Raw genomic sequence first — 13739 nt, 5'->3', positions numbered from 1 at the left:
ATGAATTCACGCCAGCGCCGTGGCGTCCTCCTGCTCATCGTCTCCGTCCTGTGCGCGCTGGCGGCGTTCGCCGGCGTGCTGGCGTTCATACGTGACGTCGAATCGAAGGTCGGTCCGGAGACGACGGCCTACAAGCTCACGTCGGACGTCCCCGCCTACGCCTCCCTGAGCGGCGCCGAGTTCGACAAGGTCGAGATCCCCGAGCGGTGGCTGCCCGAGACGGCGGTCACCGACCTCGACGACCTGCGCGGCAAGGTCGCCACCAGCAAACTCCGCAAGGGGTCGCTCCTGCAGGCGGACATGGTGTCCGAACGCCCCGAACTCAAGCCGGGCGAGCAGGAGATCGCCATCATGATCGACGCGGAGACGGGCGTCGCCGGAAAGATCAACCCCGGCAGCCGGGTCAACATCTTCGCCACCTTCGAAGGCGAGCAGCAGAGCGGCGGCAAGGGCCGGGCGCCCAACCAGTCGAAGGTCATCGTGAGCGACGCCAAGGTTATCGACGTCGGCAAGCTCACCCCGTTCAAGGAGGGCGACGACGACGAGCGCACCCGCCGGCGCGAGCGGGACGGCGTGCCGATCACCTTCGCCCTCTCCGCGGCGGACGCCCAGCGCGTCGCCTACGCCGAATCGTTCGCCGAGCACGTCAGGCTCGCGCTGGTGGCCCCCGGCGACGCGGCCGACATACCCGACAGCGACCGTACGTACACGCTCACCGGGGACAAGTGAGGCAGGAACAGCCGATGGTCACCCGCATCCAGCCAGCAGTCAGCGACCCGGACGCCGCCAGGTCCCTCGTCGGCCTGCTGCGCCAGCTCCCGGACAGCGAACCGATGCCGCCCGCGGTCGACTCCGCACAGCTCCTCGACGCGCTCGCCCAGGCGGGCGGGGGGACGGGCGCGGATCTGCCGGAGGTCGTGCTGGTGCACGAACTCATCGGCCCGCAGCCCGCGTTGGAGCTCATCCGCGAGGTCGCGCTCCGCTTCCCCGCGGTCGGCGTCGTCCTCATCACCCGTGACACCAGCCCCCCGCTCTACTCGGCGGCCATGGACGCCGGCGCCCGCGGCGTCCTCGGACTGCCGCTGAGCTACGACGAGTTGGCGGCGCGGGTCGGCGCGGCCGCGTCGTGGGCGGCCGGCGTACGCCGCCACCTGGGCGGGGGAGGGGAGGAGCCGGCAGGGCCCGGCGGCACGGTCGTCGCGGTCACGGGCGCCAAGGGCGGCGTCGGCACGACCCTGACCGCCGTGCAACTGGCCCTGGCCGCACAGACGTCGGGCCGCGGCAGCGCCCTCGTCGACATGGACCTGCAGTCGGGCGACGTCGCCTCGTACCTGGACGTCCAGTTCCGGCGCTCCGTCGCCGACCTCGCGGGCATCGAGGACATCTCCGCACGCGTACTGCAGGACGCCGTCTACACCCACGAGTCGGGTCTGGGCCTGCTCCTCGCCCCGGGAGAGGGCGAGCGCGGCGAGGACGTCGACGACAGGGCGTCACGGCAGATCGTCGCGGCGCTCAGGGCCCGTTACGACATCGTCGTCGTCGACTGCGGCACGCAGCTCAACGCCGCCAACGCCGCCGCCATCGAGACGGCCGACCTCGCCGTGCTGCTCACCACGCCGGACGTCGTGGCCGTGCGCGCGGCCAAACGCATGGTCCGCATGTGGGACCGGCTGCAGATCCGCAAGGCCGAGGAGACCGTCACCCTCGTCAACCGCACCTCCAAGATGAGCGAGATCCAGCCCTCGCTGGTCTCCCGCATCGTCGGCACGCCGGTGGCCCGCTCCGCCGTCCCCGCCAACTTCAAGGAGCTGCAGAGCGCCGTCGACGCCGGGCGCATACAGGACCTCGACCCCAAGGGGCAGGTGCGGCAGGCCCTTTGGGGGTTCGCCGGTGAACTGGGCCTGGTGACCGGCGCGGAGACGCCCGCCGGCGGCAGACCCGGCGGCAGGCAGGGCAAGGGCGCCCGGAGCGCCAAGTCCGCGGGCAAGCAGCAGAGACCGGCGCAGAGCGCGGGTCCCGCCGGCATAGCCCAGGCCCCGGGCAGCCGGGCGCTGCCGGCCGGCGGATCGGGCAGCTCGGGCGGCGCCGGCACCCAGGGCACGCAGGGGACGGGCCCGGCCGGGGGCGCCGGAGGCTCCGTACCCGGCCCGGCACCCGGCGGTGTCCCCGGCCCCGCACCCGGCCCCGCACCCGGCACCGGACCGGGCGGCACCTACGGGGACGGCGCGTACAACGGCGGGCAGCAGGCGGGCACCGGCGCCGAACGCCAGGCGCTGCCGCCGGGGCCGTCCCCCACCGGGGCTTCGAGCCGGACACTGGGGACCTCCTTCAACGACACCTACGGGAGGCCGGCGCCCGCGTACGGCCGCACCGGCCCGGACGCCGCTCCCCGCCCCGACCGCACCCACGGGATCGGACCGGCCCGTACGGACTCCGTCTTCGGCCCGCCGCCGGGCGCCGCCCGCGGCGGCCACGAGGCGGATGACGACGACGGCGAACCCAGTGTGTGGGGCGATCGGGGCGCCCTGACGGTGGAGTTCGCCGGGATCGCCCCCATCGTTCTGGTGGTCCTCGCCGTGCTGTGGCAGTGCGTGCTCATCGGCTACACGTTCTCGCTCGCGGGCAACGCGGCCGACGAGGCGGCACGGGCCGCCACCGCGGCCGCGTCCGGCGGCGACGCGCAGAGCGCCTGCCAGGAGGCGGCGACCGAGCACCTGCCCGCGAAGTGGCGCGAGTCCTCGGCGGTCGACTGCAGCCTCTCCGGGCACCTCTGGAAGGCGGACGTCGACCTCAGCGCACCGGTCCTCTTCCCCGGCGCGGGCAAGCTTCCCTTCACCGTCAGCGGCACGGCCGGCGCCGCGGAGGAGGGGTGAGCGGCATGGGCTCACGGGACAGGCCCGGTGCACGTGCCCTCCTGCGGCGTGCCGCCCGCGGCCAGGACCCCCAGCGCGGCGCGTCCAGCCTGGAGTTGGCGGGCATGATGCCGCTGCTCCTGCTGGTGGCCGTGGCGGCGATCCAGCTCGGCATAGCGGGCTACGCCGTCCAGCAGGCCGGGACCGGCGCCCGCGCCGCGGCCCGCACGGCCAGCCAGGAAGACCTCGCCGACGCCTACGCCGCTACCGGAAGGGCGGCCATGTCCGGCTGGACGGCCTCCCGAAGCAGCTTCGACCTCGGCGGTGGCGCGGACGAGGTCGAGGTCACCGCCACCGTCACCATCCCGTCCGTCATACCCGGAGTCGACGACTTCGGCGACGCCTCGCGCTCGGCCACCATGCCCCGCGACTGACGGGACGTACGTACGCGGGCCGCACTGCCGAAGCCGCACAGCCGAAGACCGCACCGCCGACACCGCACACGAGCAGCGCAGGCACAGCACACGGACACAGCAGCACACGCACCGAGCCGAACGCACAGAGAGGAGGCCGGAGATGAGTCTGAGGGCCCGCATCACCACCCCGGAGTCCCGCGCGCGCAACGGCGCCGCCCCGGCCGACGGGACCAGCCACCTCGTGCCGGTCTACCGGCAGAAGCTCCTCGAAGAGATCGACCTCGCCGAGATGTCCGCCTTGGCGCCGCAGGAGCGCAGGGCGCGCCTGGAGCGCGTGCTGGGCCACCTCATCAGCCGTGAGGGGCCCGTACTGGCCACCGACGACCGGGAGTTGCTCATCCGGCGCGTCGTGGACGAGGCGCTCGGCCTCGGCGTCCTCGAACCGCTGCTGGAGGACGCCACCGTCACCGAGATCATGGTCAACGGGCCCGAGCAGGTCTTCGTCGAGCGTGGCGGACGCGTCGAGCAGGTGCCGGTCCGCTTCGCCTCCGAAGAGCAGCTCATGCAGACCATCGAGCGCATCGTCTCCACCGTCAACCGCCGTGTCGACGAGTCCAATCCGATGGTCGACGCCAGGCTCCCGTCCGGCGAGCGCGTCAACGTCATCGTCCCGCCGCTCTCCCTGACGGGCCCCACCCTCACCATCCGGCGCTTCCCCCGCGCGTACGCCCTCCACGAGCTGATAGCGCTCGGCACGCTCGACGAGCACATCCTCTCGCTCCTCTCGGCATTCATCCGCGCCCGTTTCAACGTGATCGTCTCGGGCGGCACGGGCAGCGGCAAGACCACGCTCCTCAACGCGCTTTCGGGGCTCATCCCCGAGCACGAGCGCATCATCACCGTCGAGGACGCCGCCGAACTCCAGCTCCAGCAGCAGCACGTCATCCGCCTGGAGACCCGCCCGCCCAACGTGGAGGGCAAGGGCCAGATCACGGTCCGCGACCTCGTCCGCAACTCGCTGCGCATGCGACCCGACCGCATCATCGTCGGCGAGGTACGCGGCGGCGAGACGCTGGACATGCTCCAGGCGATGTCGACCGGCCACGACGGATCGCTCGCGACCGTGCACGCCAACAGTGCGGAGGACGCGCTGATGCGGCTGCAGACCCTCGCCTCCATGTCGGAGGTCGAGATCCCTTATGCGGCGTTGCAGGACCAGATCAACTCGGCCGTCGACGTCATCATCCAGCTCGCGCGCCTCGCGGACGGTTCGAGGAAGATCGTGGAGATCGTCCTGCTCGCCTCGCACGGCCGTGAGACCTTCCGCATCGCCTCCGTCTCGCGGTTCGACTCCCGGCCCATGTCCGCCGACGGCAAGGTGCACGGCAGCTTCGAGCACCTGCCCGTGCCGCGTCGCGCCGCCGTCAGACTCCAGATGGCGAGCGAGACCGTGCCGCCCGTCTTCGGGGTCGCGGACGACGCCGAACGGCTGACGACGAGAGAGGCGGGGTAGCGCGCCGCCCGTACGGCACGAACGAACCACGAGTACCGCGCCCGCCGCCCCGGCCCCGTACGAGGAGAGCGGCGGTCCGCGGCCGAGACAGACCGGCAGACACATGACCTCGGAGCCCAGGACCCCGCCATGGACACCACCGCACAACTCGCGCTAGGCGCCTTCCTGCTGGCGGGCACGCTCGCCGTCGTGGGAGTCCTCACCTACGCGGCCGGACGTGCGCAGCGGCAGACGGTGATCGAACGCCTCTCCGGCGAAGGCGCCGTCCGCGAGCTGCCCCCGGGCCGCCGGAGGCGGTTCACCGGCGTGGACCGCCGGTTGCGCCGCACCCGTCTGGGACGCCGGGTCCAGCTCAAGCTCGCGGCGACCGGCCTGGACATCACACCGGGGGAGTTCGCCGTCTACGTCATCGCCGCGATCGCGGGGCTCTGGCTGGTGGCCGCCTCCCTCCTCGCCCCCTTCTTCGGACCGATCGCGGGCCTCCTCGGAGCGATCTCCGCCAACGCCTTCCTCAGCCACCAACGCAGGCGCCGTACCGAGCAGTTCATCAACCAGCTTCCCGAGCTGTCGCGCATCCTCGCCAACGCCACCTCGGCGGGACTGGCGCTCCGCACGGCCCTCGGCATGGCCGCGGAGGAGCTCGACGCACCTGCGGGCGACGAACTGACGCTGGTGACCAACCAGTTGGCCGTCGGACGCTCCATCGACGACGCCCTGGGCGAGCTCGCCGAACGGTTGCCCTCGCGCGAACTCGTCGTACTCGTCACGACGTTGGTCCTCGCCAACCGCGCCGGAGGCACCCTCGTCGCGTCCCTGCGGAACCTCACCGACACGCTGGAGGAGCGCAAGGAGACCCGCCGCGAGGTGCGCACGATGCTCGCCGAGGTCAACGCGACGGCCTTCACGGTCCCGGTGCTCGGCCTCGGAGCGATGCTGATGATGAACTCGATGATGCCCGGCGCCCTCGCCCGCGTCACCGGCTCCGTGCTCGGGCAGATCGCGATCCTCGCCGCCGTCGCGCTCTTCGCCACCGGCTTCTTCGTCATCCGCCGCCTCGGCAAGATCGAGATCTGAGAAGGAGGTCCGAACCGCCATGCTGCCCCTTCTCCTCGCCGCCGCCGTCGGACTCGCCGTGTACGGAGCCATCGCGGGCATACGGATGTACCGGGCCGAGACGCAGCTGCCCAGCGACCTCGCCGTCGCACTCGAGGTCGGAGCGACCCGCACGACCGCGCGGGAAGCCGCGGTCGACAGGCTGGGCATGCCGCTCGCGCCGCTCGTCCTGCGCCTGATGGGCAGCCGGCGCGTCGACAGGAAGCGCCGCAAGATCGACCAGGCCGGCAATCCCGGCGGTCTCACCGTCCAGCGCTACGCGGCCCGCCGCGCCGCCTACGGCGTCTTCGGCGTCCTCATGGCCCTCGTGGGGCTCGCGGCGGACAGCGTGCTCTTCGCGGTGATCGTGCTGGCGTTCGGGTTCACTGCGGCCGACCTGGCGATCCTCCAGGCCATCCGCGACCGCAAGCGGGTCATCGAACGCACCCTGCCCGACTTCCTCGACGTGCTCGCGGTCGTCGTCTCCGCCGGCCTGAGCTTCCGTCAGGCACTCGAACGCGTCGCCGAGCACTACGAAGGCCCCTGGGCGGACGAACTGCGCATCACTCTGCGTCAGATGGACCTCGGAGTCGGCCGTCGCCAGGCCTTCGACGAGCTGCGCAAGCGCAACTCCAGTGACCAGGTCGACCAGTTCGTCACCGCCCTACAGCAAGGCGAGGAACTGGGCGCGCCCATCGCGGACACCCTCATCCAGATCGCCACCGACATGCGCCGCACCGACGCGCAGAACGCCCGCCGGCAGGCGGCCAAGACCGTGCCCAAGGCGACGATGACGACCATCGCCTTTCTGCTGCCGGGAACGCTGCTGCTGATCGTCGCCACATTCGTTCTGGGCTCCGACACGGACTTCGGTTCCGTCCTGAACGGATGAGGGCATGACGTACGAGACCAACACCCGGCGCACAGCGGCCGTTTACGCCAAACTCGAGGGGCGGCCAGTCGCCCCCTTCGTCGGCGCCGACCGATGTGGCACAGTCAGCATTCGGACTACGGCGGCGGGCCGCGGGAGGGGGGAGCGAATGCGCGACGGTCCCGTCTGTGCCCCTTTCAACTCCGCTGCAGAGCCCACCGTTTGGCTGAGGCCACGGCGGACAAGAACTACACCGAGCCTGTCACCACTGAAGGAGACCGCGATGTCGAGAGCCATTCGCAACTGGCGCCGACGCGTCATGGAGCGCATGCACGACCGCGAGGGGGACAGGGGCGCCAGCGCCATCGAGTACGCGGGCATCGTCATTCTCGTGGCAGGCATCATTCTGGCGATTCGGGCTCTCGGACTTCCTGCCCAGATCTCGGGGGCTCTCGACCAGTGGATCAGCGCGATCGTCGGCAGCTGATGATCGCCCGCAGAGTCCGCGAGGACGAGGGGCAGACCGTCGTTCTCTACGGCGCTGTGATCGCCGGACTGCTGTTTCTCGCTTTCGCGTTCTTCGCAGTGGCTCAAGCCGGGACCGTACGCAACGGCGGGCAGACGGCCGCTGACGCAGCCGCCCTCGCGGCAGCCCAAGACGACCGCGATGAGCTTTTCGACGGCTTCCTCGACGACCTCGACAACGGGGACGACTGGCAGGACTGGCTCGACGGCCTCGGTTCGCTCACCGGCGACGGATGCGGCGAAGCGGAGTACTACGCCGACCGGAACCGCGCCGACGTGCTCGCCTGCGATGCGGTGACGGAGGACGGCGACGACGGCTACACGGTGGAAATCCGGACGCGATTCGATACGGGCCACTCCATCGTCCCCGGTGCGAGCAACAAGAAGGCCCAAGCGAGCGCCACTGCCGTGATCAAACCGCGCTGCGACTTCGACGACGAGGCTGAACTCATCGAAATCACGTGTGACGGTGAGGACTTCACCATCGACCCGGACGACATCGACCTCGATCTGAAGCCGTCGGATCTCTTCTCGGTGGTGCTGGTCGGATGATGAATGAAAGACAGACTAAGGACAACGACCGATGATCTTTCAGCACTCTAGGAAGTCACGCCCGAGGATGGCCGTAGCAGCGCTCGCAACTGGACTGCTGCTGATGACGGCCGGTTGCAGCGGCGACGACGGCGGAAAGAGTGATGCCGACTCCTCGACAGCCCCTGGCCAGAAGGAGGACAAGCCTGACGGCCAGAACGGCGGCGTGATCGCCGAGGTGAAGGGCGGCGAAAGCATCACGCTGACGATCGACTCGGCGAAACGCGAAGAGGGGGGATTCGTCACCGTCACCGGCAAGGTGACGAACGGAGGCAGCGGAATCTTCAGCGCCCCGGGGTGGGCCGGGGACGAGTCCGAGCTGTCTCTCAAGAACGACTCTTCCATGGCTGGAGCGAAGCTCGTCGACAAGAAGGGCAAGAAGCGCTACTACATCCTGCGCGACACGGAGGGACGTTGCCTCTGCACGCGTTTCACGAAAGGCGTCAAGAGCGGCGACACGATGACGTGGTACGCGCAGTTCCCCTCGCCCCCGGAGAACACTGCAAAGGTCGACTTCCAGATCGCGGACATGCCACCCGCCAGCATCGAAATCTCGGAAGGGTGAGCTGACGAGATGATCCGTCCGCACCCGGGCGCCATGCGATGGGCCGCCTGTACGTCGGTCTCCGTCGTGCTCTTCACCGTGCTCAGCTCCGCACCGGCACAAGCCGACCCGTCGCCGCTGCCCAGTCCCCCGCCGCCACCTACGCTCCCCGGCGCTGACGACCCGACCACCATCCCCACCGAGGCGCCCTCCCTGCCTGGCGAGGGTGGCGCTCCCGCCCCCAAGTACAGCGAGCCGCCGGACAACATCGCGGGCGGCTCCAAGCCGCCGGTCAAGCTCGATCCGCAGGCGGCCGGGCTGAGGCTCGCGGACGGCGCGGCGCTCGCCCCGTCCAAGGTGCTCGACATCAAGTTCGTCACCGAGGACCTCGGGGGCGAGGAGCGGCGCGAGGACAGCACGGCGAAGACGAAGTTCACGCTCCAGGCGGAGGTGCTCTTCCCGAAGGACAGCTCGAAGCTCGACGGCGGCGCCCAGTCGCGTATCGACGAGCTGGCCTCGGAGATCGAGAAGCAGAAGGCCGACGAGATCAACGTGTTCGGGTTCACCGACGATCTCGGCTCGTACGGCCACGGCAAGAAGCTCTCGAAGGAGCGCGCGAACGCAGTGCAGAAGGCGCTCGCGGAGAAGCTGGGCTCGTCGGTGACCTTCAACGTCCGCGGCTACAGCGAGGACTATCCGATCGCGGACAACAGGACCGAAGAGGGCCGCAAGAAGAACCGCCGCGTCGAGGTGTCCTTCCCCCGCCAGGAGTGAGCTGCCCGCCGCCCGGCCGTGCCCGTCTGCCCGTCACCGCTCCCGCCTCCGGCTGCGTTCGTTCACTTCGGCCAGGCGGGCGCTCAACAGCTCGGCGGGGCTGAGTAGTTGGACGCGGCCGGGGTCGGCGTCCCATTCGCGTCCGCCGTTGAGCGGGCGGAGCTGGACGTAGGGGCCGTCGTGCGCCATGACGATGCCGACGCGCCCTTGCCGGGTGTCGCGGACAGCGGCGCCCACGGCCGGTTCCGGCGGTGGGGCCAGGGGGCCGGGCTGTGCGCCGGTGGTCACCTTCCGGCGCCCTTGTTGATCACGGCGGCCAGCGCGAAGGCGACGGGCGCGGAGCAGACGCCGAGGTGGACGAGGGCGTATCGGGCGGCGCGCCCGAAGTCCACGTCGTCGGCGCTGTTGTCTCCGTCGACCACGTCCTGCCAGGGCGTCCGTACGTCCATGGCGGGCAGCTGGACGCCGGCGCGCAGGAGGGCGTCGGCGAGCGCGTCGCGCGCCTGGACCACTTCCCTGATCTTCGCCGCTCCGGCCGGGCTGTCGTCGTGGCTGATGTGTCGCTGAGTGCTCATGGAGATGCTCCGTCGGCCGTTCTTCATCCGGTTTCCATGCCTTCGTCACGCGTCCTGAACTACCGTGCGTGATGAGGGGATTACGAGCATGCGGCAGGAACGGCACGGCCACGCCGCGGACATGACCTGGTTCCCCGCGGAGCAGTCCAAGTTCCACACCTTCCACGGAGGGCTCATGCCGACGAGGCGAACGGTCACCGGCCGCAGCCGTGAGCCGCGGGCGCGGTTCGCGGAGGAGCTGCGGTCACTGCGCGCCGGACGGGGCGACAGCCTGCGGCAGCTGGGCGAACGGCTGGGCTGGGACTGGTCGTTGTTCGGGAAGATGGAGAACGGGGAGACGCTGGGCGGGCCGGAGGTCGTCGAGGCGTTGGACCAGCACTACGGGACGCCGGGCCTGCTGCTGGCCCTGTGGGAGCTGGCGGTGAGCGACCAGACCCAGTTCAAGGAGCGGTACCGGCGCTACATGGCTCTGGAGGCGGAGGCCACCAGCCTGTGGCACTTTGCGGTGAGCGTTCTGCCGGGCCTGCTGCAGACGCCGGGGTACGCGCGGGAAGTCCTCGCCGTGGGCGGCCTCAGGGGAGAGGAGCTGGCGCAGCAGGTCGAGGCCCGCATGAGCCGCCGCGTCCTCCTGGACGGTGAGGACGCGCCGCCGTTCAGGACGATCCTGTCGGAGGCCGTGCTGCGGACTCCCTTGCGGGACCCGGACGAGTGGCGGGCCCAGTTGGAATACGTGAGCGAGGTCGCGGAGAGGCCGGGCGTGACGGTCCACGTGCTGCCGCAGAGCGCCGGACTGCATGGGCTGATGGGCGCCGACTTGTGGTTCTTGCTGCTTCCGGACGGGCGCACTGTGGCCTACACCGAGAACGGCTACCGAGGCGAACTCATCGAGGAGATCGGACCAGTTCAGCGTCTGCAACGGACGTACGATGCAGTCCGCGACATGGCACTGTCCCCTGCCGAGTCGCGGAAAGCCGTCCTGCGCATTCTGGAGGAAGTGCCGTGCGATCCCTCGATCTGAGCGCCGCCGCCTGGCGCAAGAGCAGCTACAGCAATCAGGACGGCGGAGCGTGCGTCGAGATCTCCGACGACTTCGCCGCCGTCGTTCCCGTACGTGACAGCAAGAACCCGCGGGGCCCGGTGATCGCATTCCCCGCGAGCGGCTGGTCGTCATTCGTCTCCGCCGTGAAGAACGGGCGCCTGAGCGGCTGAAACGAGGCCGCACGCATAACGAGACGGTCCCCGCGACCAGTTGATCCGCGGGGACCGTCATTCGTTCATCGATGAGGCGCTTCCCGCCTCTGCGGCACTCCCGCTTTCGGCCACCTGAGGTGGGCGGGGAAACGGGTCAGGCCGCGGAAGTGACGTCGGACTGGAGGGCGCGCCTCCAGTCGGTACGCAAACGGTCCAGCTCTGCGAGATCCGCTTGCGACCAGATCGTACGACCCGCGACGTAGCGACGGATCGCTTCGTTCGCCTCTGCGGCGGCGCGGTCGCCGCGGCCAGAGGGCTGGGAAGTCGAAGACGAGGACATGACTCAAGATTAGAGCCTCCCACTGACATCCACGGCCAAATAATGGGCGATTTAGGTCACGTGACGTTTGCTCAACTTCTGTAAACCCGGCCGCAGGAGCGCTTTCGTGATGTTCGGTCGGCCCCTCACCAGCGCCTTTTCGCAATTAGGCTCGCGGTGTGCTGCTGACGTCGACACTCGTCCTCTCCGCGGCCGGCTACGGGGCGGTGGCCGGAGCGCTTCTGCCGCGCGCCGTCTACCGGTTCGCGGTCCCCCGTGAGCGGTCCCTGCCCCGGGACTGCCCGGGAGGCCACCCGCTGCCGGGTTCGTGGCGCGGCTGGGTGGGCCCGGCGCGATGCCTGCAATGCGTTCCGGACGGCGCCGCCCCGCAGGCCGCTCCGGAAGGCGCCACGGAGAGCGCCGCGGGCACCGACCCGGCCCCCGCCCCCGACGCGGCTCCCGACGCGGCTCCCGACGCCGCCTCCGTGGAGCCTCCGCTCCCCGGCGCCCCCGTCCCGGCGTCCGGGCCGCGCACGGGCCCGCTGATGCTCGCGGGTGCCCTCGTCTGCGCCGTGCTCGCCCTGATCGGCGGTCCGCGTCCGGAGTCGGCGGTCTGGCTGGCGGCGGCGCCGTTCGGCCTGCTGCTCGCGGCGGTGGACGTACGCGTGAGCCGCCTGCCCGACGTCCTCACCCTCCCGCTGGCCGCACTCACCGCCGGCCTGCTCGGCGTGGCCTCCATCTCGCCTGCCGCGCAAGGGAGTTGGGGTCGGGCGCTGCTCGGCGGAGCCGCGCTGGCCGGCGGCTTCTTCGTGCTGTTCCTGGTGCATCCGCGCGGACTCGGCTTCGGCGACGTCAAGTTGGCGCTCACCGCGGGCGTCGCTCTTGGGTGGTACGGCTGGGAGGCGCTGCTCGCCGGCGCCTTCCTCGCGTTCCTGCTGCACGCTCTCTTCGGCTTCGCACTGATCGCGGCCGGCCGTGCGAACCGTCGAACGGCCCTGCCGTTCGGGCCGTTTCTGCTGATGGGCGCGCTGCTGGGGATGCTGGCGGCGGCTCCCGGAGTCTGACGGCACCGCCCGCGGAGAGGCCGCGTCGCCGCCCGGCGTCGGCACCCGGCTCGGGCTTGTCCGGACGCTGCCGCGACACGGCGAAGGGGTAGTTGCTGTCCGGACGACCTTGCGTGAGGGGCTAAGGTGGAAACCCCCCCTCGGGCCGGTCCGTATCCCCCCACGGACCGGCCCGTTTTCTTCTCCACCTTCTTCTCCCGCGCCGTGAGCCGAGGCTCCGGCGCCCCTCTGCGGGCCCGCCGCCCCGGTCCGGCGCACGTCAGCCGAGGCTCAACTCTCGCTGCTGCGCGACCAGATGTTGGTCCCCGGCTCGGAGACGGCGTAGGAGTCGATCTCGCGCAGCTCCTCCTCCGTGAGCGGCGGCCCTTCGAGCGCCGCCACGTTCGCCTCCAGCTGCCCCACGCTGCTGGCGCCGATCAGCGCCGACGTCATCCGCGGGTCCCGCAGCACCCACCGCAGCGCGAGCTGGGCCAGCGTCTGCCCGCGCCGCCGGGCGATGCCGTCGAGTCCGCGGAGACGGTTCACGACGTCCCCGGTCAGCAGCCCCGGGTCCAGCGACTTGCCCTGCGCGGCCCGCGAGCCCTCCGGGACGCCGTCCAGGTACTTGTCGGTGAGCAGGCCCTGCGCGAGCGGGGCGAAGGAGATGCACCCCATGCCCTCCTGCTCCAGGGTGTCCAGGAGCCCGTCCTCCTCCGTCCAGCGGTTCAGCATCGAGTAGGACGGCTGGTGGATGAGCGCCGGAACGCCCATCTCCCGCAGCAGGCCCGCCGCCTCGCGCGTGCGCCGGGCGTTGTAGGAGGAGACGCCCGCGTACAGGGCCTTGCCCTGCCGCACGGCGGAGGCGAGCGCCCCCATCGTCTCCTCCAGCGGTGTCTCCGGGTCGAAGCGGTGGGAGTAGAAGATGTCGACGTAGTCGAGCCCCATGCGCCGCAGGGAGGCGTCCAGGGACGACAGCAGGTACTTGCGGGAGCCCCACTCGCCGTACGGGCCCGGGTGCATGAGATAGCCCGCCTTGGTCGATATGACCATCTCGTCACGGTAAGGGCGGAAGTCCTGCGCCATCAGCTTGCCGAAGTTCAGCTCGGCGGAACCGGGCGGCGGTCCGTAGTTGTTGGCCAGGTCGAAGTGCGTGACGCCAAGGTCGAACGCCCGCCTCAGGATGGCCCGTTGGGTCTCCAGTGGACGGTCGTCGCCGAAGTTGTGCCACAGCCCGAGAGAGACGGCGGGCAGCTTCAGGCCGGAGCGTCCGGTGCGCCGGTAGACCATGGAGTCGTAGCGGTCTTCGTCGGCGCTGTAGGGAAAAAGAGAGGACTGTGAGGGGAGGGAGGAGTCGTGCGTCATGGGCCTTTACTATCAGTTTCCCTACGGCCCGGCCCCGGGAGCCGCCCGGCTTCGTCCGGGGCCTTCACCGG

General features: G+C 70.7%; 16 protein-coding genes. 13 read left to right on the top strand and 3 right to left on the bottom strand.

Translation table 11 applies throughout. The features are described from left to right. The 10 genes from cpaB (at position 1) to H181DRAFT_RS04520 (ending at position 9178) form a co-directional block, all read left to right on the top strand. Positions 1-729 carry a Flp pilus assembly protein CpaB gene (gene cpaB, locus H181DRAFT_RS04565; RefSeq protein ID WP_045862862.1) on the top strand — a complete coding sequence of 243 codons (729 nt, stop codon included), beginning with the start codon at positions 1-3 and terminating at the stop codon, positions 727-729. A 14-nt stretch (positions 730-743) separates the two neighbouring features. After that, on the top strand, positions 744-2873 hold the full coding sequence (locus tag H181DRAFT_RS30215) for an AAA family ATPase (RefSeq protein ID WP_045862861.1): 2130 nt from the start codon (positions 744-746) through the stop codon (positions 2871-2873). 5 nt (positions 2874-2878) lie between these two features. Then, on the top strand, positions 2879-3286 hold the full coding sequence (locus H181DRAFT_RS04555) for a TadE family protein (protein WP_045862860.1): 408 nt from the start codon (positions 2879-2881) through the stop codon (positions 3284-3286). 142 nt (positions 3287-3428) lie between these two features. Further along, a complete protein-coding gene (locus H181DRAFT_RS04550; RefSeq protein ID WP_045862859.1) occupies positions 3429-4781 on the top strand; it encodes a TadA family conjugal transfer-associated ATPase in 1353 nt (450 codons plus the stop codon). A 129-nt stretch (positions 4782-4910) separates the two neighbouring features. Beyond that, positions 4911-5855 (top strand): type II secretion system F family protein, encoded by a 945-nt coding sequence (locus tag H181DRAFT_RS04545; protein ID WP_045862858.1) that lies wholly within the window; start codon positions 4911-4913, stop codon positions 5853-5855. Positions 5856-5874: 19 nt separating this feature from the next. Continuing rightward, complete coding sequence (locus H181DRAFT_RS04540) at positions 5875-6765, top strand: DUF5936 domain-containing protein (RefSeq protein ID WP_045862857.1); 891 nt, start codon at positions 5875-5877, stop codon at positions 6763-6765. A gap of 262 nt (positions 6766-7027) precedes the next feature. Beyond that, positions 7028-7231 (top strand): hypothetical protein, encoded by a 204-nt coding sequence (locus tag H181DRAFT_RS04535; RefSeq protein ID WP_045862856.1) that lies wholly within the window; start codon positions 7028-7030, stop codon positions 7229-7231. Beyond that, on the top strand, positions 7204-7821 hold the full coding sequence (locus tag H181DRAFT_RS04530; protein WP_254666693.1) for a hypothetical protein: 618 nt from the start codon (positions 7204-7206) through the stop codon (positions 7819-7821). Before H181DRAFT_RS04535 ends, H181DRAFT_RS04530 begins: the two co-directional genes overlap by 28 nt. 67 nt (positions 7822-7888) lie before the next feature. Continuing rightward, entirely contained in the window at positions 7889-8425 is a 537-nt protein-coding gene (locus tag H181DRAFT_RS04525; RefSeq protein WP_254666692.1) for a hypothetical protein, read from the top strand. A 9-nt stretch (positions 8426-8434) separates the two neighbouring features. Further along, entirely contained in the window at positions 8435-9178 is a 744-nt protein-coding gene (locus tag H181DRAFT_RS04520; protein WP_052708446.1) for an OmpA family protein, read from the top strand. 33 nt (positions 9179-9211) lie between these two features. Here H181DRAFT_RS04520 and H181DRAFT_RS04515 read toward each other — a convergent pair whose 3' ends face one another. Then, positions 9212-9466, bottom strand: a complete 255-nt coding sequence (locus H181DRAFT_RS04515; protein WP_139131666.1) for a hypothetical protein — start codon at positions 9464-9466, stop codon at positions 9212-9214. Then, positions 9463-9753 (bottom strand): hypothetical protein, encoded by a 291-nt coding sequence (locus tag H181DRAFT_RS04510; protein WP_045863085.1) that lies wholly within the window; start codon positions 9751-9753, stop codon positions 9463-9465. Before H181DRAFT_RS04510 ends, H181DRAFT_RS04515 begins: the two co-directional genes overlap by 4 nt. Positions 9754-9928: 175 nt before the next feature. On the opposite strand from H181DRAFT_RS04510, the gene H181DRAFT_RS04505 reads away from it, so the two are divergent. The 3 genes from H181DRAFT_RS04505 to H181DRAFT_RS04490 all read left to right on the top strand — a co-directional run bounded on the left by H181DRAFT_RS04505 (position 9929) and on the right by H181DRAFT_RS04490 (position 12327). Continuing rightward, a complete protein-coding gene (locus H181DRAFT_RS04505; RefSeq protein ID WP_045863084.1) occupies positions 9929-10771 on the top strand; it encodes a helix-turn-helix domain-containing protein in 843 nt (280 codons plus the stop codon). Further along, positions 10753-10962, top strand: a complete 210-nt coding sequence (locus H181DRAFT_RS04500; protein ID WP_045862852.1) for a DUF397 domain-containing protein — start codon at positions 10753-10755, stop codon at positions 10960-10962. Before H181DRAFT_RS04505 ends, H181DRAFT_RS04500 begins: the two co-directional genes overlap by 19 nt. A gap of 486 nt (positions 10963-11448) precedes the next feature. Next, positions 11449-12327: a prepilin peptidase gene (locus H181DRAFT_RS04490; RefSeq protein ID WP_045863083.1), complete on the top strand. Its 879-nt coding sequence runs from the start codon at positions 11449-11451 to the stop codon at positions 12325-12327. 270 nt (positions 12328-12597) lie between these two features. Here the strand turns inward: H181DRAFT_RS04490 and mgrA are convergent, their stop codons facing one another. Next, the gene (mgrA, locus tag H181DRAFT_RS04485; protein WP_045862851.1) at positions 12598-13668 is read right to left on the bottom strand and encodes an L-glyceraldehyde 3-phosphate reductase; all 1071 of its coding nucleotides are present in this window, start codon (positions 13666-13668) and stop codon (positions 12598-12600) included. Between the last annotated feature and the right edge of the window lie 71 nt (positions 13669-13739).

It is taken from the genome of Streptomyces sp. WMMB 714 (genome assembly GCF_900090125.1).
Classification (GTDB): Bacteria; Actinomycetota; Actinomycetes; order Streptomycetales; family Streptomycetaceae; genus Streptomyces; species Streptomyces daqingensis.
Note: the sequence above shows the minus strand (reverse complement) of the source record. Positions and strands in the feature narration are given on the sequence as shown.